General features: G+C 56.7%; 16 protein-coding genes. 6 read left to right on the top strand and 10 right to left on the bottom strand.

Features of this window, described 5'->3' with window-relative positions; genetic code table 11:
• Positions 1-14 precede the first annotated feature (14 nt).
• From H9I52_RS10745 to H9I52_RS10725, 5 genes are all read left to right on the top strand, one after another.
• Positions 15-1,103 (top strand): potassium channel family protein, encoded by a 1,089-nt coding sequence (locus H9I52_RS10745; protein WP_262386008.1) that lies wholly within the window; start codon positions 15-17, stop codon positions 1,101-1,103.
• 91 nt (positions 1,104-1,194) lie between these two features.
• Positions 1,195-2,412, top strand: coding sequence for a glycosyltransferase family 4 protein (locus H9I52_RS10740; protein WP_187453841.1), 1,218 nt, complete (start codon positions 1,195-1,197; stop codon positions 2,410-2,412).
• 9 nt (positions 2,413-2,421) lie between these two features.
• Positions 2,422-3,591, top strand: coding sequence for a glycosyltransferase (locus H9I52_RS10735; protein WP_139517412.1), 1,170 nt, complete (start codon positions 2,422-2,424; stop codon positions 3,589-3,591).
• Between the two features lie 127 nt (positions 3,592-3,718).
• Positions 3,719-4,966, top strand: a complete 1,248-nt coding sequence (locus H9I52_RS10730) for a bifunctional 3,4-dihydroxy-2-butanone-4-phosphate synthase/GTP cyclohydrolase II (protein ID WP_187453840.1) — start codon at positions 3,719-3,721, stop codon at positions 4,964-4,966.
• 46 nt (positions 4,967-5,012) lie between these two features.
• Entirely contained in the window at positions 5,013-5,834 is an 822-nt protein-coding gene (locus tag H9I52_RS10725) for a hypothetical protein (protein WP_187453839.1), read from the top strand.
• A 44-nt stretch (positions 5,835-5,878) separates the two neighbouring features.
• Here the strand turns inward: H9I52_RS10725 and H9I52_RS10720 are convergent, their stop codons facing one another.
• The 5 genes from H9I52_RS10720 to H9I52_RS10700 all read right to left on the bottom strand — a co-directional run bounded on the left by H9I52_RS10720 (position 5,879) and on the right by H9I52_RS10700 (position 10,891).
• The gene (locus tag H9I52_RS10720; RefSeq protein ID WP_187453838.1) at positions 5,879-6,640 is read right to left on the bottom strand and encodes an ABC transporter permease; all 762 of its coding nucleotides are present in this window, start codon (positions 6,638-6,640) and stop codon (positions 5,879-5,881) included.
• A 75-nt stretch (positions 6,641-6,715) separates the two neighbouring features.
• Positions 6,716-7,618, bottom strand: coding sequence for an ABC transporter ATP-binding protein (locus H9I52_RS10715; RefSeq protein ID WP_187453837.1), 903 nt, complete (start codon positions 7,616-7,618; stop codon positions 6,716-6,718).
• Between the two features lie 130 nt (positions 7,619-7,748).
• On the bottom strand, positions 7,749-9,500 hold the full coding sequence (locus tag H9I52_RS10710) for a M14 family metallopeptidase (protein WP_187453836.1): 1,752 nt from the start codon (positions 9,498-9,500) through the stop codon (positions 7,749-7,751).
• Between the two features lie 172 nt (positions 9,501-9,672).
• Positions 9,673-10,107: a DoxX family protein gene (locus H9I52_RS10705; protein WP_139517406.1), complete on the bottom strand. Its 435-nt coding sequence runs from the start codon at positions 10,105-10,107 to the stop codon at positions 9,673-9,675.
• Between the two features lie 109 nt (positions 10,108-10,216).
• Positions 10,217-10,891: a hypothetical protein gene (locus H9I52_RS10700; protein WP_187453835.1), complete on the bottom strand. Its 675-nt coding sequence runs from the start codon at positions 10,889-10,891 to the stop codon at positions 10,217-10,219.
• Positions 10,892-11,008: 117 nt separating this feature from the next.
• On the opposite strand from H9I52_RS10700, the gene surE reads away from it, so the two are divergent.
• Entirely contained in the window at positions 11,009-11,893 is an 885-nt protein-coding gene (gene surE, locus H9I52_RS10695; protein ID WP_187453834.1) for a 5'/3'-nucleotidase SurE, read from the top strand.
• A 468-nt stretch (positions 11,894-12,361) separates the two neighbouring features.
• Here the strand turns inward: surE and H9I52_RS10690 are convergent, their stop codons facing one another.
• The 5 genes from H9I52_RS10690 to H9I52_RS10670 form a co-directional block, all read right to left on the bottom strand.
• A complete protein-coding gene (locus tag H9I52_RS10690) occupies positions 12,362-12,640 on the bottom strand; it encodes a hypothetical protein (RefSeq protein WP_139517403.1) in 279 nt (92 codons plus the stop codon).
• Between the two features lie 89 nt (positions 12,641-12,729).
• Positions 12,730-14,058 (bottom strand): sensor histidine kinase, encoded by a 1,329-nt coding sequence (locus H9I52_RS10685; RefSeq protein ID WP_187453833.1) that lies wholly within the window; start codon positions 14,056-14,058, stop codon positions 12,730-12,732.
• Positions 14,059-14,381: 323 nt separating this feature from the next.
• On the bottom strand, positions 14,382-15,077 hold the full coding sequence (locus H9I52_RS10680) for a response regulator transcription factor (RefSeq protein ID WP_139517401.1): 696 nt from the start codon (positions 15,075-15,077) through the stop codon (positions 14,382-14,384).
• Positions 15,078-15,235: 158 nt separating this feature from the next.
• Positions 15,236-16,798, bottom strand: coding sequence for an ABC transporter permease/substrate-binding protein (locus H9I52_RS10675; RefSeq protein ID WP_187453832.1), 1,563 nt, complete (start codon positions 16,796-16,798; stop codon positions 15,236-15,238).
• A gap of 170 nt (positions 16,799-16,968) precedes the next feature.
• Entirely contained in the window at positions 16,969-17,199 is a 231-nt protein-coding gene (locus H9I52_RS10670) for a hypothetical protein (RefSeq protein WP_187453831.1), read from the bottom strand.
• Between the last annotated feature and the right edge of the window lie 366 nt (positions 17,200-17,565).

The raw sequence follows: 17,565 nt of genomic DNA, 5'->3' as shown, positions 1-17,565 counted from the left end.
ATAATCAATAATATATGCCGAATACTTCTTCCGTAGATAAGCTCGGCGCTGATTTTGCGGCAGAACGAAGCCGGATGGTCAATTTGTGGAAGCGCGCCAACCTCAACCGGTTTTTTCTGGCATTGCTGTTGGCCGTGGTCAGCTTTGCGGCGGGCGTGGTAGGCTTCATGAGCATCGAGGGCTTCAGCTTTGTCGATGCCTTCTACATGACCATGATTACCGTTTCGACGGTGGGTTTCGGCGAGTTACATCCCCTGTCGCCAGACGGGCGGCTGTTCGTCTCCTTTTACATTTTTTTCAACCTGTTGGTCATCGCCTACCTTGTGTCGGTCCTGACCACGTATATCTTTGACGGCGAGCTTCGTACCATCTTCAAAATGTTCAGAACTGATCAGGAAATCCGAAGCTTCGAAGGCCATGTGATTGTGTGCGGATTTGGGCGCAACGGCAGCAAAGCCTGCTCTGAGCTGGTGGCCAGTGGGGCGCGGGTAGTGGTGGTCGAGCAAAATCAGGACCTGCTGCGTGCCGCCAGCGAAAACGGCGAAAGGAGCCTGCCTTCTGTGTTTGGCGACGCCACTTCCGACGAAACCCTGCTGATGGCGGGCGTGGAGCGGGCGCGAGCCCTGATCACGGCTTTGCCCAAAGACGCCGACAATGTATTCGTGGCCCTCACGGCCCGCGAGCTGAACCCCAACATCAAAATCATTGCGCGGGCCAGCCTCAAAACCAGCGAAAGCAAGCTGCTGCGCGCCGGCGCCGACTCGGTAGTGATGCCCGACGAAATCGGGGGCTCACACATGGCCAACCTGGTGATGCGCCCCGAAGTGATTCGCTTTCTGGAGATGATCAACGGCTTAGGCCCGAACAAGCTTCGTTTGGAAGAGCTGAGCTTCAAGGAGTTGCGTCGTGAATTGCAGGGCCGCAGCATCCGCGAGCTGGATGTACGCTCGCGTACGGGCGCTACGGTTATTGGCCTGAAGCATTTCTCCGGCGAATTCGAAATCAGCCCCAGCGCCGACACGCGCCCTGCCCCCGGCGACGTCCTGTTGCTGTTGGGTACAGAAGCCCAGATTGCCACGCTGGTCGCTCAGTTTCGGGCCTAAACGGTAGCGCTTCGGACTGAGGAGTGATGCTGCGTTCTTATTTGTAGTTTTGTTGCTCTTTCGCTCCGAAAAGCCCGTTTTCCCGCCCTCCGTGCACATTCTCCAGCTCTGTCCGCGCGTTCCGTTTCCGCCTCACGACGGTGGGGCCATCGCCATGTACGACGTAACGGCGGGACTAGCACGAGCTGGCCATCGGGTGACGGTGTTGGCCGCCAACACGCCCAAACACTGGCAAGACGGTAACGTACTCGACCACCTGCCCAATGTGCGCCTCGTAACGGTGCCCGTCGATACGAGCCTGTCGCCGGTGAAAGCGCTGAAAAACTTATTGGTAAGCAAGATACCGTACAACGTCGAGCGCTTTATCAGCCCGGCGCTGGCCGATGCGCTGGCTCATATTCTGCAAACTGAGCGCGTAGATGTGGTCCAGATCGAGGGAACCTTGGTGGCTTGGTACCTGAAAGTGGTGCGGAAAGCGGCGCCGCATGTGCCCGTTGTGCTGCGGGCGCACAACGTTGAATACACGATTTGGGAGATGCTTGCCCAGCGCGAAACCAATATTGCTAAGTCATTGTATATGAAATACTTAGCAAAAGGCTTAAAGCGCTTCGAGTTAGACTATCTGCCAGAGTTCGATGCTCTTGCGGCCATCACCGAGCCCGATCAGCGGCGGCTGCGCGCGTTGGGCTGCCCCGAGCCGGTGGTGTTTATCCCCGCAGGCGTCGATCTGGAGCGGTTTCAGCCCCATCCTAAGCGTTGCCCCAAGCCCCGCACCCTATTTATGATTGGCTCCCTGAACTGGCTGCCCAATCTGGAGGGCCTCGATTGGTTTTTGGCGAATGTGTGGCCGGAAGTCCACGAGAAAATGCCCGATCTGGAGCTGCACATTGCCGGCAAAGACACGCCGGAGCGCCTCAAGCACCTAGACCACGCCAACGTAATCGTGCACGGCTTCGTCGAATCGGCCGCCGATTTTATGCAGCAATACGAGGTGATGCTGGTGCCACTGCTGTCGGGCGGCGGCATGCGCGTCAAGATTATCGAGGGCATGGCGATGGGTAAGTGCATCATTAGCACGGGGTTAGGGTCGGAGGGGATTCATGTGCGCAACAACCACGACATCATCCTTTGCGACGAGCCCAGCGAATGGGTCGACCGCATTACCCGCTATTACCGGGGCGAAATCAGTGTGCTGCACATGGGCAAGGCGGCCCGCCAAACCATCTGCCGCCTTTACGATAACCAGCGCGTGGTCGAGCGTTTTCAGACCCTGTATCAGATTGTGCGCGCCCGCCCCGAAAGCGCGTAAGTTTGCCCTATGAAGCTGCTCGTACTGTTGTCTCGGTTTCCGTATCCCCTCGACAAAGGCGACAAGCTACGTGCGTTTCATCAGCTGCGATACCTGGCCCGGCACCACGAAATCTGCCTGTTTGCCCTCACCGACGAAGATGTTCCGCAGAGCGCCTACGAGGCCGTAGAGCCGCTCTGTGCGGGCGGCTTGCATGTGCATCGGCTCCGGCGGCCAGGCATTGCCCGCAACATGGCGCGGGCCTTGGCTACGGGGCGGCCATTTCAGGTGGGGTATTTCTACGACAAAGCGGCGCAAGACAAGCTGGACGAGGTGCGCCGCCAGTTTCAGCCCGAACATATTTACTGCCAGCTCATTAGAATGGCCGAATACCTGCGCCCGATAGCCGGCCAGGTGCCCATGACCCTCGATTACATGGATGTGTTTTCGAAGGGAATGGAGCGGCGGGCTGAAAAAGCACCGGCTTGGCAACGGCCCGTCTTTGCGCTGGAAGCTGCCCGCCTGCGCGCTTACGAAGCCGCGGCTTTCGAGTGGTTTCGACACCATACCATCATTTCCACGCAAGACCGCGAACTCATCGACCACCCGCGCCGGGAGGATATCCATGTGGTACTCAATGGTATAGACACCCGCTTTTTCCGGCCCGTGCAGGTTCGGAAGGAGTACGAGCTGCTGTTCTGTGGCAACATGAGCTACCATCCCAACGTGGATGCAGCCGTTTTTCTGGCGGAGGAAATTCTGCCGCTGGTTCGCCGTGCTCACCCGCGGGCGCGGCTGCTCATTGCCGGCACTACGCCCGCGGCCCGCGTGCAAGCCCTTGCTTCTGAATGCGTTACCATAAGCGGCTGGTTGGCTGATATCCGCGAAGCGTACGCCACAGCGCGGGTATTTGTAGCCCCGATGCGTACCGGAACGGGCCTGCAAAACAAATTGTTGGAAGCGATGGCCATGCGCCTGCCGTGCGTGACTACTCCCTTGGCCAACAACGCGTTGCGGGGTACGCCCGGTGAGCATTTGCTCGTGGCGCAGTCGGCGGCGGAGCTGGCCGCCAGCATCAGCGAGCTGCTGAGCAAATCGGCCCACGCCGACGCGCTTGCGCGCCGCGGGCTGGCCTTCGTGAGCGAGCACTACAATTGGGACGCGGCCACTTCCCGGCTCGACGCGCTGTTTCGAAAATAACGGCGGCAGACATTTCCCGCGAAAGCCAGCCCAGGATGGGCAAATCAGCAAAACTCCCGCGAGAAATCGGAACCGCGTAACTTCGCACCTTCGTACGCGGTTGTACATAATATTTGCTCAAAATTCCATGCTTGATTCCATAGAAGACGCTATTGCCGATATTCGGGCCGGCAAAGTTGTGATCGTCGTCGACGACGAAGACCGCGAAAACGAAGGCGATTTCATCTGCGCAGCCCGTTGCGCAACTCCCGAAATCGTCAATTTCATGGCCACCCACGGCCGCGGTCTGGTGTGCGCTCCGCTCGTCGAAGATCGTTGCGAAGAACTGGGGTTGGAGCTGATGGTAGGCCGCAACACGGCCCTGCACGCGACGCCCTTCACGGTTTCGGTCGACCTGCTGAAAAACGGCGTTACCACCGGCATCTCGGCTTCTGATCGCAGCAAAACCATTCTGGCCCTCATCGACCCAACTACCAAGCCGGAAGAGTTGGGCCGTCCCGGCCATATTTTCCCGCTGAAGGCCCGTAAGGAGGGTGTATTGCGCCGCGCCGGACACACCGAAGCCGCCGTAGATTTGGCCCGGCTGGCAGGTTTTGAGCCGGCTGGCGTGCTGGTCGAAATCCTGAAAGAAGACGGCGAAATGGCCCGTCTTCCCGACCTGGAAATAGTAGCCAAGCGCTGGGATCTCAAGCTGATTTCGGTACAGGATCTGATCAAGTATCGCTTGAAGCAGGAGAGCCTCATCACGCGCGAGATTTCGGTGCAGCTCCCAACTGAATTTGGTGATTTTGAGTTGGTTGCGTTTACCCAACGCTCCAACAATGCCCAGCATTTAGCTTTGGTAAAGGGTGATGTTTCGACCGGAGAGCCCATCTTGGTGCGCGTACACTCCAGCTGCGTCACGGGCGACATCTTCGGCTCTTGCCGCTGCGACTGCGGCCCGCAATTGCACCGCGCCATGTTGCAGGTAGAGCGCGAAGGCAAAGGCGTGATTGTGTACATGAACCAGGAAGGCCGTGGCATCGGTCTGCTTAATAAGCTGAGAGCCTACAAGTTACAGGAGCAAGGCCGCGATACTGTGGAAGCCAACCTGGAATTGGGCTTCGGTATGGACGAGCGCGACTACGGCGTGGGCGCGCAAATTCTGCGTGATTTGGGCATCACCAAAATGCGACTGCTCACCAACAACCCACGCAAGCGGACCGGCCTGCTGGGCTATGGCTTGGAAGTAGTTGATACTGTGCCTATTGAGATTGAGCCCAACGAACACAACGAGACGTACCTCACCACCAAGCGCGACAAGCTCGGCCACACCATTCTGAGCAAGATGCGGCCCGTGATAGCGGCCTCCAATACGGCCGAAAAAGAATCCTAGGAACGGATGCGGGCGGTACGCGTATTTGGATTATCTTTCCTTAGCTATGAAAAATCTGCGTTCCGCCCTATCCATTGGCTTTGCGGTGCTGTTGTTGAGCCTCGTTGGCCCAGCCACGACTGAGGCACAGCGCTCGGCTGGCAGCTATGTGCAGAACTTTGCCGGCGGCACCGTGCTGCTTGCTACGGGTGATACCATCGAAGGCCCCATTTCGCTGCATCGCACGGAAGATGTAGTGCTCGTGACGATGCCCAACAACACGGTCAGTACCTTGTCGGCGGTGGCCATCCAGAGCTTTGCCGTGAAAGGGGAGCGCCTCGACCGGCGCCGCGATTCGTATTACTACGACGACTTTTACGACGCCCGGCGCGGGTATTACTACGGCAACCCGGCTTTCTACAACATGCCGCCGCCCCGCCACCGCGAGCAGCCCGATACCAGCTTGGTACGTGTGTTTCGCACGTATCGCTGGAACCACGACAACGATTACAGCGACTTCAAATCGCCGGCTTTCTTCGAGCAGCTCAGCAACGGGCCTACGATTTTGCTGCGGCGCGAGGCCCTAGTACAGCGTCCGGTTTCCTACGGCAGCCCATACGGCTATGGGTACGGCTACGGTGGTGCTTACCCATACGGAATGCCGCGTTCGACGGGGTATTACACCGAAATAAAGGACAATTTCTACCTCGGGACCCCGCAGGGAAATGTGTTGCCGCTACGCAATCCGAAGAAGGACTTGCTGGCCGCTTTCCCCAAGCAAGCCCGCCAGATTGACCAGTACGCCAAGGAAAACAAGCTTAGCTACACCAACGCCCGCGAGCTGGCTTTCCTGGTCAATTATGCCAATTCGCTGGCTAAGCCTCAATAGCGGTGCAACGCGTTAGTCAAGATAAACTGCTGTCTAGTAAGTTGTTATAAGTCGCGGTTGCGTAGCAAAGCGTAGCTGAGCAGCCAGAAAAGTCCGATGTAGCCGATTGCGAAGGGTAAGGCCTCCGTAGCCGTAAACGAGCCGTTGGGGCCGGTTACGGTGTCGAGCATTTCCTGGCCCGGCGTAGGCGTGAGACTGGCCAGAATCTTCATCGGGAAAAAGCGGTCCAGCTCGTCGGGCAGCGAGAACCGGATGAGCGGTTCGACTACCCAGGAATACAGCAAAAACAGCAGAATGGCCGCTCCGCTCCGGCGGATCAGGAAGGCCAGCAGCGCCGCCAGCGCCAAATACCCCAGCGCCTGCACGGCGTACAAAGCCACGGCGCTCAGGTTGGTAGTAGCGGAGGCGGCCGTTTCCGGCGCCCGCGTCAGACCGAAGTAAAATCCAATGATGAGCACAGCCGTCGTTCCGAACAGCGTTAGCAGCGCCGATACGGCCATTTTTCCCTGAATCAAGTCCAGCTGCGACGCGCCGTTAATGACCTGCTGCCGGAAAGTGCGGAACTGAAATTCGTCGGTAATCAGAATGATGAGCAAGATGCTCAGCAGCATGTTAAAATAGCTGGCCGCGTACGACAGCTTGCTCCATACCGCTGGAAACGCATACAGCGTCTGGCCCACGCGCTGCCCGTTGATCACGACGTTTCCGCCCACCGAAACAAAAATGGCCAGCAACACCGCGTATAGCACCAAAATAACCCAGGCAGTGCGGTAGGGAAGGAGTTTGCGTAATTCAGCGCGAAGCATTTCGGAAAAGTAAAATTTGAGCACAATCAATCATATTCATAAATGATTGATTGTTAATAAGTTGTGTTAAGGGTGTTATTTGCCTGTAAGCTCCAGGAATTGCGCTTCTAGGCTGCGGTGGCGCATCTCTAAACCGGCGACGGCTACGTTATGGGCAAACAAAGCCCGGTTCAGCTCGGCGGGACTAAGGCCGGCCGCCAACACCACGCTCACGCTGCCGTCGGGGGCAGGCTTGATGTCCGACACCCACGGAATGTGGCTGAGCGCCTGCTGCAATTCGGGGAGGGCTGCGGGGGAGGACGGCCGCAGCAACACCCGGTCGGTGGCGTTGAGAATGCTGCTTACGGGGCCGGCAGCGCGTAATTCGCCGCGTTGGAGCACCGCTACGTGCGTGCACACCTTCTCGATTTCGTCGAGCAAATGGCTAGCCAACAGGATGGTTTTGCCTTGCTGCGCGAGTCGCTGCACCAGCCTCCGGACTTCGGCAATGCCTTGTGGGTCGAGGCCGTTGGTGGGCTCATCGAGCACGAGTACTTCCGGGTTGCCCAGCAGCGTGGACGCCAGCGCCAAGCGTTGTTTCATGCCCAGCGAAAAACCCGAAAAGGCATCGCGCTGACGCTGAGCAAGATCCACGGCTTCCAGAGCTTCGTCAACGCTTTTCGCATCGGCCCCTTTTACCTCAGCGGCGAGCAATAGATTTTGCCGGGCCGAGAGGTAAGGAAAGAAATTAGGCGTTTCGAGCAAGGCCCCAATCCGGCCCCGGCTGGCGGGCGTGGGCGCTTGCCCAAACCAACGCACCGTGCCCGCCGAAGCCCGCAACACGCCCAGCGCAATGCCCAACGTAGTGGTCTTGCCGCTGCCGTTGGGCCCCAGCAACCCGTACACGCTGCCGGCTTCGACTTGCAGATTGAGGCCCCGCAACGCCGTTGTAGGCCCGTAGTGCTTCGTCAGATTTTCGAGTTCGAGAACAGCAGCCATTTATTGAGTGAGAGTGGAAAATTGCAACTCAGTGAGTTTTGAAATTATGCTTGATAACTTCTTGGAGAAATTGATGATTTACTAATTGGGCTTATAATAACTTGATTAACAATATATTAAGTATTAATAATTAATTCTCTGGTGAAGCTGGTAGAACGCCATTTTGCCAGCGCACTACTGGGTACCGCAAATGTGACTTTTCATAGTAGGGAGAGTGGCGGTACACAAAATCGAGTTGGGCCTGGGCGCTTTTGGCGAAGGCGGGATCGGCTTGGCGGCGGGCTTCGAGCTGCTGCCGAAGCTGCGGGTCGCGGCGCAGCAAGTCGGCAGCCAAATCTTCAAAAACGTAGTCGGAGAAGTATTCTTTCTGCTGCAAAATGCTGTCGAAAAATCCCCAGACAAAGAACGAGTCGGTGGCTTGGGGCTCCAGCGTTTCGATGAGGTAACGGGCCGCGGGCTGGTTGAGCCACGCCACAAAATCGCCTTTCCGGAAAGTAAGTTGCTGCTGTTCTGTCCGCAGCTTTACTTGGCTGTGCAGGTAATGGCCTTCGTAGGGGCGCGCCCCGGTTTTGTAATCGTCGATGTAGTAGACCTCGGCCGTTAGTACAATGTCGCGGGTAAGGCGTTGGAGCTGCACATTCGACCAGCGCAAGCGATCCAGCACGTCGGCCCACGCCTGTGGGATGAGGTAAGCCACCGGCCGCTGCGCCGTAGCCGTCGGGCGATAGGTGTTAAAAAACTTTACTGGCCGCGTAAACGGCGCCTTGCGATCGTAATACAGGCGCGGCAAGCCACTGACTTCGCTGGTTTTGGTGCGCCCTTCGTACCCCCGAAAATTGACCTTATCGATGGCTGTTGTATCGAGTTGCCAACTCAATGGGAATTCGGTTTGGGTCAGAACTTGTTGATTAGCAGTGATATGCGCCTGCGCAATCTGGGCGGCGTCGCGGTGAACGGTGTGGACGAGCAAATCCAGAAAAGCGTAGGTGGTGTGTACGCGCGGCGCAAATGCTTTCCACATATGCGTTTCGGTCATGAACCCAATCGTATTGAACAACGTGGTATAGCCCGTCGAGTAGCGCGGCGTTTCCAGAAAGCCGTGAAGCCCGCTTTCCGGCGTGCGGCCTTCAAAATCGACGTAGGGCGTCAGCGGCCACTTCTTTTTCTCCATGCCCGCGTACAGCGTCGGGAGCAGGTGCTGCTGCATATACTGGCTTAAGGCCGGATGCAGCTTATCCTTCTGCGTGTCGATAAGCGTCATGGTGTACTGATAATCAGCACCATCGGAAGTGTGCGTATCCACGAATACATCGGGCTGCCAGCGCTGGAAAAGCTGGGCGAAGGAGCGGGCATTGCGCGAATCCTGCTTGATGTAGTCGCGGTTTAGGTCGAGGTTGCGGGCGTTGCCGCGGAAACCGTACTCGCGCGGCCCGTTTTGGTTGGCTCGGCTCGTTGCGGAGCGATTCAGCATGCCGTCGATGTTGTAGGCCGGAATGATGACCAGCGTTACGTCTTCGAGTTGGCGGCGCAACTCCTTCTTCTGCACGTAGTCGCGCGCCAGCATCATCGACGCATCAATGCCTTCCGGCTCGCCGGGGTGTATACCATTCTGAATCAGTAGGATGCGTCGGTTTTTGCGGCGCACCGAAACGGGGTCAGCGTCGCCACCGAGCGAGATCACAACTTCGTGCAGATGTTGCCCAATGTCGGTCGGCCCCACTTCCCGCATCGTGATTTCGGGGTAAGCGGCATCGAGTCGTTGGTAATAGGCAATGCACTCGGCGTAGGTAGCGGTGGTGTTGCCGTCGCCTTTTTCGAAAGGCGTGCGCCAGTCGGTAGCCGGTGCAGCAAAGAGGAGCGAAGAGAGCAGAAACGCGAACATAGTGGGCTAAAGGTAAGCGCCCCACCACACAAAGTTCGACCGGCAAGTTGGCACAAGATGTTAGGCTGTTTGCCTAAGTAAGCGCAACTGCCAGCTAATCAGCGAATTATGCTTCGCCACAACGGACGAATAGTTCAGAGTTACCCTTTTGAGTAAGTTCTTGATTACCAGACTAATACAAGCGGCGCGGACCTGGGAACAGCATTTGGTCGAGGCTGTATTTGCCGGGACCTGCCAACAGGAGACCCAAGAACAAAAAGGCCGCTTCCAGGGCGTGGGAATAGGTGTTGAAATCGTCGCCCTTGCTCAGGTGTGTAATGGTAGCCATAATCATGGTGCCGAGCAGAAAGGCGCAGGCAATGCGAAAAAACAGGCCCAGTGCGAGCAATTGCCCGCCTACGGCTTCTGCCACGGCGGCCAAGAAACCCCACATGGCCGGGGCAAAATCCAACCCAATCAGCTTCATCGACGTGCCAATTTGGGCCCACATCGTGGGCCCTCCGATCAGTTTCGGGTAGCCGTGAATGGTAAACATGATGCCAATTCCTACACGCAACAGCAACAAACCCAGATCGTGAGTGCGGTACCGGTTTTCGAACAGTATCATAGGCAAAAGCGGGGAAAGAAGTAAAGCAGCGGCTATGGGTAAATGGATATTGAAGTATTCTTAGGTTATTGTAATTGCCAAAGTACACAAATGCTGCAAAACCTATCAATCATCGGACGACGATTACGCCCGTAATGCGGGTAGCGGGCGGAATATCTGCGGAGCTCATATCGCGGGAGTGCTTGGCAGGTAATGATTTCTCGTCCAGAATCCAGCCGATACGCATGGTGCCTGAAATAGCTACATAATCCTGCTCGTTGAAACGAACCCGGGTGAGGCCGTACGTTTGCCGGGCTGCTCCGAAGGGCGAGCCTACCCCAATGCCCTCCGCTGTGCGGTACTGGGGGTCACGAATGCGGATGCGCCGTAGCCGGTAGCCTTCTTTTTCGGAGCCATCCATTTCCAGGGTGGTTGGCGGAGCGTTCGGCTCCTGAGCGTCGCGCATTTCGTAGGCCGGGTAGGTAGCGCCTTGGTACTGATAGCTGGTCTTGGTCAGCTGACCGGCCGGCACGAGAGCCAACAGGCCTTTTTCGGTTTGGTTGAGGCGTAAGCGGCCTACCCGCCCCGGACTAATCAGGTGCAGTGAATCGGGCACGTTGGCGTTGGCTGCCAAGCGTTGCGCGGCGGCTGCCGGATCGGTAGCCGTATTGCTCGCCTCGAAAGGCGTTCCGGCACTGCCCGAAGAAGCCGGCGTACGGCCGGTGGGCGAGTCGCAGGCCGCGAGGCCACACGTAAGAAGTGCCGCCCAGGCTGTGGCGCGGTAAGTAGGTGATAGACACTGCATAGGCGCTTTCATACGCAAGCCACGCCTACACCGTTCAGAAAGCCATTTACGCTGCTCAACCGTTGCCGCGGGCTTGCGTACCTTTGCCGTGCCTTTTCACCTCAAAACAAGCTGCCCGTGACTGCTAAAACTCGCAAACCGCTGATTCTGATTTCCAACGACGACGGCATCACGGCCCCCGGTATTGCCACGCTGGTGCGCGTGATGAAGCGCATTGGGGAAGTGGTGGTGGTGGCGCCCAATTCGCCGCAATCGGGTATGGGCCACGCCATTACCATTGGCGAGCCTTTGCGCCTCGACCCCAGCACCATCTTCGAAGGCATTGAGGCCTACGAGTGCAGCGGCACACCCGCCGACTGCGTGAAACTGGCCAAAAACGTGGTGCTCCGCGACCGGCGTCCCGATCTGGTGGTGTCTGGCATCAACCACGGCTCCAACTCGTCGGTGAACGTGCTGTATTCGGGTACCATGTCGGCGGCCATCGAAGCGGCCATTGAGGGGCTGCCGGCCATCGGGTTTTCGCTCTGCGACTACGGCCACCTCATCGATTTTTCGCACACCGAAAAGTGGATTGAGCACCTCACACGTCAGGCCTTGGAGCACGGCGTTCCATTTGGTACGGCTCTGAATATTAACATTCCCAAGATATCTGACCAACCCATTGCAGGCGCTCGCTTGTGCCGGCAGGCGCGCGCCAAGTGGCAGGAAAAGTTTGACTTACGCCACGATCCACACAAGCGCCCGTACTACTGGCTTATCGGAAATTTCGTAAACGAAGACCAAGGCAACGACACCGACGAGTGGGCGCTGGCCAACAACTACATTTCGGTGGTGCCTTGCCAGTTTGATCTCACGGCGTTGCACGGCATGGCCCAGATGAACGAAAACTGGGATCTGAGCTTGGGCGGCGGCTACGAAACCCGCGTGGCGGATGCCCATGCTCCCCGCATCGGGAGCGCGTCGCCGGCAAATCCGGGCCGCGAAAAGACTCCGAAAAAATAACCTCCTGCGTAGTTCGACGAGCACAAAAAAGCCCCGGCAGTATTGCCGGGGCTTTTTGCGTTAGGACTTCTATCGGGCACGAGTGGATTTGGTGGAGGCTTTGCGGGTGGGGGAAGTATGAACAGCCAACACACGTTTGGGCTCTCCTGCGGTCCGGGCCGATTTGCGGACCACGGGCACGAATGCCTTGACCGTGGGCGGGTGGGTTCGCGGGTACAGGAGCGCCGCGAGCACCAGGAAAATTCCGAGTGCCAGCACCCCAAGCAGGAGGGGGAGTTTTCTCATGAAAAGCATAAAGCAGATTGCGCCTCTAAGCTAGCCTTCGGAAGATGAAGGCGATGTGAAATATCGGGGATAAATGAAAAGGATATTATTTTATAATATATTGATAATCAGATAATTGTGTAACTGCAAAAGCCCTGATTATGCATCAGGGCTTTTGTATAGTTGGCAACGCAAAAGCGAGGGTTACATGCCCTGCTTCGTAGTGGTCTTGACGGCGGTTACCTTCTTGTGTGCGTGCGCCGTGCCGGCATGCTTCATCACGGGCTTGGTCGAAGTTTTGGTCATCGACGACGACTTGGTCTGGCCGCTGGGCGTTTTCATTTCCTTGGTCTGGGTGGCCGTTTTCTGGGTGCCATTTGCCGAGGAAGAAGTCGAAGTAGAAGCAGTTTTGGACTGCGTGGTTTGAGCGAAGCCAGCCAGCGACAAAGTGAGGGCGGCGAGCAGAACGATGGACTTTTTCATGGGGTGGGAAAATAGGATGGAAGGAAAGGAAATATAGCCTCAAGATAGCTCCTCCATTATGAAGAATAAGTGAGGTTACGGCTTGTCAGTCAGGTAAATAAAAGCTTAAACGTAGTGCCTTTGCCCAGCACCGATTCCACGCTCAGCACAGCTTTGTGAAACTCCGCAATGGTCTTGGCGATGGGCAGGCCCAGACCATAACCTTCCGGCGAAGCCGCCCCCGAATTGAACCGCCGAAACCGGTCGAAGAGGTGCGGCAGATGCTCGGGCGCAATGCCTGGCCCGCTGTCCGTGACGCTGAGCAAGTAGCCCTTGGCCTGCATGGCGCCCTGAATGGTAATGCTGCCGCCCCAATGGTTGTATTTGATGGCGTTGCTGATTAGGTTGAAGAGCAACGTAAACAGCAGCGTGCGGTTGGCTGCCGTCAGCACGTAATCGGGTTTCAGGTCGACCAGCAGCTTGAGTTCGCGCTGGGCCAGACGGTCTTCCAGCTCGTTGGTGACGTCGGCCAGCACCGCCGCCAACGATACCGACTCGTCGCGCAGATATTGTTCGTTTTCGATGTTGGCGATGAGCAGCAGGGTTTTGACTGTGTTGCGCAGGCGGTAAAGCGTCTTCTGCGAATCCACGATTTTGAGCGAGTGCGCGTGGCCCAGCTCAGGGTCTTGCAGCATGTTCTCAAACCGCGATTGCAGGATGCTCACCGGCGTGAGCAGCTCGTGCGACACGTTGGACATGAATTCGCGCTCCTTTTCAAACGCCGACTGAATCGTGCGCATCATCTCGTTAAGGCTGTCGTCGAGGCGCCGGAAGTCGGTGGTGGTGGTCGGAATGGACTCGAACGGAAAGGCCGACGGATGGTGCACGCCCTGAAGCTTTTGCGAAATCAGGCGCCGCAACGGGCTTAGGAGGTAGTGCGAAAAAGCCGCGTCGGTGATCACCGTCAGCAGCGCCCCCACAATGAGCACCCACAACGCCATGTGCCGGAGCGTGGCCGTGAGCAGCTCCACCGTGGCCAGGCTGCTCCCGATTTCCAGGCGGTAGGGGCGGCCTTTGGCCCGAAACTCGGAACTCAAAATCCGGAAATCTTCGATCTCGTTGCCCACCTGACGCGGCTCGTTGAAGATGTGGACAGCCTTGTCGGGCGCTTTGGCCGTGGGCAGCGGCGAAAGGGTGATGTATTCCTGCTTGAGCAGGTTGTAATCGGCGTATGTTTCGTCTTGCTCTTCGCGCACAAACGCCGTGATGCCGTCGCGCTTGATGAGGTTGAGCACCTCGGCCTGCTTCTCGTACAGACGCTGGTCGGTGTGCCCCACCGCCACCCGGCTCACCACCGGCGGAATCACCAACGCGCCCGTCAGCACCAGCAGCAGCTTCGAAAGCGCATTGAAAAGAGCCTGTTTTGCTTCGAGACGCAATGTGTTGGTTACTAAATGGTTATATAAAAGAAACTCCCCTCCTCAGCCGAGGAGGGGACGCGGCAGCGCAGCTGCCGCTGGGGTGGTTGGCTCGTTGCTGATGTTATTTAGTATGAGTAATAAACCGTAGGAGGTCATGCGCAGCGTAGCACCTCTGCTAATTAGTAACTCAACGAAGCGGGAGAGATGCTTCGCTCTCGCTCTGCATGACCACTTTCGTTGGGAAGCAGCTAAACAACCAAACAACGCCGTTACCACCACGCCCTGCGGGCACCCCTCTTTGAAAAAAGGAGGGGAATTCTAATTTCCGCGCGGTTTGCTTTTCAGCTTTGATTCTCCGGCTGCACTACCCGGTAACCGATGCCGCGCACGGTTTCCAGGAAGTCGGTGGGCGCGTATTGGCTGAGTTTTTTGCGGATATTTTTGATGTGTACGTCAATGTAATTGGAGTCCGAGTCGTCTTCGAGCACGTTTCCCCAGAGGTGTTCGCCAAGCTGAAGGCGCGTGAGCACGCGGTTTTTGTGCAACAGCAAGTAGTGCAGCAGGTCAAACTCCTTTTTCGTGAGCACGACTTCGTTGCCTTCGTGGCGCAGGGTGCGGCCCGTGACATCCAAGTGGAAGCCCTGGCCAAACGTCATTTCCTGCCGCTTCAGTCCGAATTTGCGGCGCGTGATGGCCTGCATCCGGCTCAGTAACTCCAAGAGGGAGAAGGGCTTAGGAAGATAGTCGTCGGCGCCTAGGTCGAGGCCTTTGATGCGGTCGTCGAGGGCACCGCGGGCGGTAAGGATGATGAAAGAGGCGTCCTGGTTTTCGTTTTCGCGGGCTTCCCGCAGCAGACTTAAGCCATCGCCGTCGGGCAGGCCCAAGTCGAGCAACACGAAATCATAGCTGTTCACAAAAATCTTTTCCGAAGCCTCAGCGTGGGTATAGGCCGAGTCGCAGAGGTATTGCGCTTGCGTCAGGAACTGCCGCACCTCTTGGTGCAGGCTTTTTTCGTCTTCAACAATCAGGACGTGCATAGCAAAGCGAGGGGATTGATACGGGTTTTCACCACAACATACGCATAGCAGCTGTGAAGAGGGGATGAAGGCAATCCCTAGCACAGGCTTAGTGTTCATTTCCAGCAGCTTGCATAGCTCGCTGTGGGGCAACTGACTACCAAGCTTGCGCAGTGGCCCTATTGCTTCAAATACGCGCCCAACTCCGAAATTGAGCCGATGCCCAATTGCGTCGCCTGCTGCTGGCGCATCAATAACGCGTAGGTGTTGTTAAAACCCAACGGCGTAAGCCATTCTAAATCAAAACGTTGCCGAAAGCGTTGCTGCACATAGCGATACACAGCCTGCGGATCGCCACCCAGCGAGTCGAGCGTTGCGGGCGAGGGCTGAAGCAGCACCAGCAGCCCCGTGCCCGTGTATTCGGGATAGAGGTCGATGGCGCCGGTGCGCAGCGCTTCGAAGCAAATGTTGGTGCCGCCCAGGCCGGTTTTGGTTTTTACATCGAGCGAGGTGTAGCCGCGAATAAGGGCCGCGTACATCTCGGCCAGAATGTATTGCTCGGCAAAGATCTTGGAGCCCAATACGATAGCAGGTCCGCTTATTGGCTGCGGCGCGCGCCACAAGCCCCGCTGCCGCAAAAACGCCAGCGCCACGGCACGCGGCTCGTGGTGCAGGTAGTCAACCTGGTAATTCAGATCCGTCATCACCGAATCGTTGATTTGGCCGGCCAGCATTTCCAGCACCGCACGCAGTTCGGGATGGTCGGCCAGCACCTGCGGGCGCACTACAGGGGCAGCGAAATACGGCGGAAACGCCCGGCGGTCGTCGCGGAGCACGCGCAGGTGATAGGCCTTGATGCGGCCGTCGGTGGAGTAGCCGTCGATCAGGTCGACGTCGCGGTGGCGAGCGGCTTCGTACACGAGGGCCGGGGCCAGGATTACGTTCGTAGGTTTTAAACCGTACGTCTGACGCAGGCCCGGCAACCCGTCGGCGCGGCCCACAAATTCCGGGCTAAACCCCGCCAACAGCTTGCTAGTTGCGCGCGGCAACAAATACAGGCCCGCCAGCACCGGCAACGCCACCAGCAGCACCGCGCCCACGCGCACCAGCCGTCGCACCGAAAGGTGCTGCAAGCCTGCCAGCGCCGCATCGAAAACCAAGGCCAGCGCCGCAGCCGGAATCGCACCAGCCAGAATCATGGCGGGGTTGTTCAGGGCGATGCCGCCAAAAATGAACTCGCCCAACCCGCCCGCCGCGATGTAGGCCGCCAAGGTTGCCACGCCCACGTTGATAACTGTAGCGGTGCGAATGCCCGCAAACAGCACCGGCAGCGCCAGCGGCAACTCCACGCGCCTCAGAATCTGCCAGTTCGTAAGCCCCAGACCCCGAGCCGCTTCCACTACGGCCGGACTCACGCCCTGCACGCCCGTCAGCGTGTTGCGCACAATCGGGAGCAGCGAATACAGGAACAGCGCGAAAATGGCCGGCTTCGGCCCGATGCCCATCGCCGGAATCAGGAAGCCCAGCAGCGCAATGCTCGGGATAGTCTGCAACACGCCCGTCAGGCCCAGCACCGCCGGGGCCCAGCGCGGCTTCCGGGTCAGAAACAGCCCCAGCGGCACGCCCACCAGCACGCCCAGCAGCAGCGAAGCCGCCGTGAGGCCAATGTGCTGCACGGTTTGTTGCGCTAGCTTGTCGGCCTGCGCGTGCCAGAAGGCAAAGAGTTCAGTGAGGGTTTGCACGCGGCTTTTTGGGGTTGAATCTGGGTACGGCCAAGTTGGTTACCTCGGTGAAAATTAAGCTGCTAAAATGGAAATGCGGTGAGTTATGACTATTGCCACAGCACCTGCTGTCGTGGCAGTGGGCTGGGATATATCAGTACTACTTTGCAAGCGTGCCAGCAAGGGAGTGGTTAAGCTATTCTAATTACAGTCTTGACTCCATCTATTTCTTTAATAAAAGCTGTTATCCATTGACCTTTGTCATAAGTATCTAATTCTTTTCTAGTTATAGGATTAATTAAATTATGTTTTTTATAAAATAAATGCTCCATTATATAAAAGACGTTACCGCTTTCGTCAGCCAGTGTAAAGAGCCAATCAAACGCATTTGTGAAATTTGTTTTTGTTATTTTTAGTCGCATTCTGTTTAAGAGTATAAAAGGTATTGTATTCTTAACTCTCCGCGTGCTAATGAAGGAATGTGTCTAACTTTATCTGAAATAGGCATATATAACGATTGAAAAATAATTTATCATAGTTATTGTGATTGAAAAAAACATATCTAATGTTGCTGAGTTTGCTCTTTTTTCATAATGTTTTACTATTAGTTTGTATCTATTGTTTCTTATAAAATAAATATATAAAAATATATATAAAATGAGTAATAAAATAAAGCTTACTCCTATATTTGGGATCGTTTTGTAAAACAATCCAAATGAAAATAGTAGAGTAATAATCAAGCAACAAGAACTAGATGCCATTACAGCAATTGACTTGATTTCAGGAAA

It is taken from the genome of Hymenobacter sp. BT491 (assembly GCF_014349165.1).
GTDB classification, from domain to species: Bacteria; Bacteroidota; Bacteroidia; order Cytophagales; family Hymenobacteraceae; genus Hymenobacter; species Hymenobacter jejuensis.
Note: the sequence above shows the minus strand (reverse complement) of the source record. Positions and strands in the feature narration are given on the sequence as shown.

Coding starts and splice junctions, on each gene's coding strand:
- H9I52_RS10745 (WP_262386008.1), top strand. CDS start 15: ATGCCGAATACTTCTTCCGTAGATAAGCTCGGCGCTGATTTTGCGGCA.
- H9I52_RS10735 (WP_139517412.1), top strand. CDS start 2,422: ATGAAGCTGCTCGTACTGTTGTCTCGGTTTCCGTATCCCCTCGACAAA.
- H9I52_RS10730 (WP_187453840.1), top strand. CDS start 3,719: ATGCTTGATTCCATAGAAGACGCTATTGCCGATATTCGGGCCGGCAAA.
- H9I52_RS10725 (WP_187453839.1), top strand. CDS start 5,013: ATGAAAAATCTGCGTTCCGCCCTATCCATTGGCTTTGCGGTGCTGTTG.
- H9I52_RS10720 (WP_187453838.1), bottom strand. CDS start 6,640: ATGCTTCGCGCTGAATTACGCAAACTCCTTCCCTACCGCACTGCCTGG.
- H9I52_RS10715 (WP_187453837.1), bottom strand. CDS start 7,618: ATGGCTGCTGTTCTCGAACTCGAAAATCTGACGAAGCACTACGGGCCT.
- H9I52_RS10710 (WP_187453836.1), bottom strand. CDS start 9,500: ATGTTCGCGTTTCTGCTCTCTTCGCTCCTCTTTGCTGCACCGGCTACC.
- H9I52_RS10705 (WP_139517406.1), bottom strand. CDS start 10,107: ATGATACTGTTCGAAAACCGGTACCGCACTCACGATCTGGGTTTGTTG.
- H9I52_RS10700 (WP_187453835.1), bottom strand. CDS start 10,891: ATGCAGTGTCTATCACCTACTTACCGCGCCACAGCCTGGGCGGCACTT.
- H9I52_RS10690 (WP_139517403.1), bottom strand. CDS start 12,640: ATGAAAAAGTCCATCGTTCTGCTCGCCGCCCTCACTTTGTCGCTGGCT.
- H9I52_RS10680 (WP_139517401.1), bottom strand. CDS start 15,077: ATGCACGTCCTGATTGTTGAAGACGAAAAAAGCCTGCACCAAGAGGTG.
- H9I52_RS10670 (WP_187453831.1), bottom strand. CDS start 17,199: ATGCGACTAAAAATAACAAAAACAAATTTCACAAATGCGTTTGATTGG.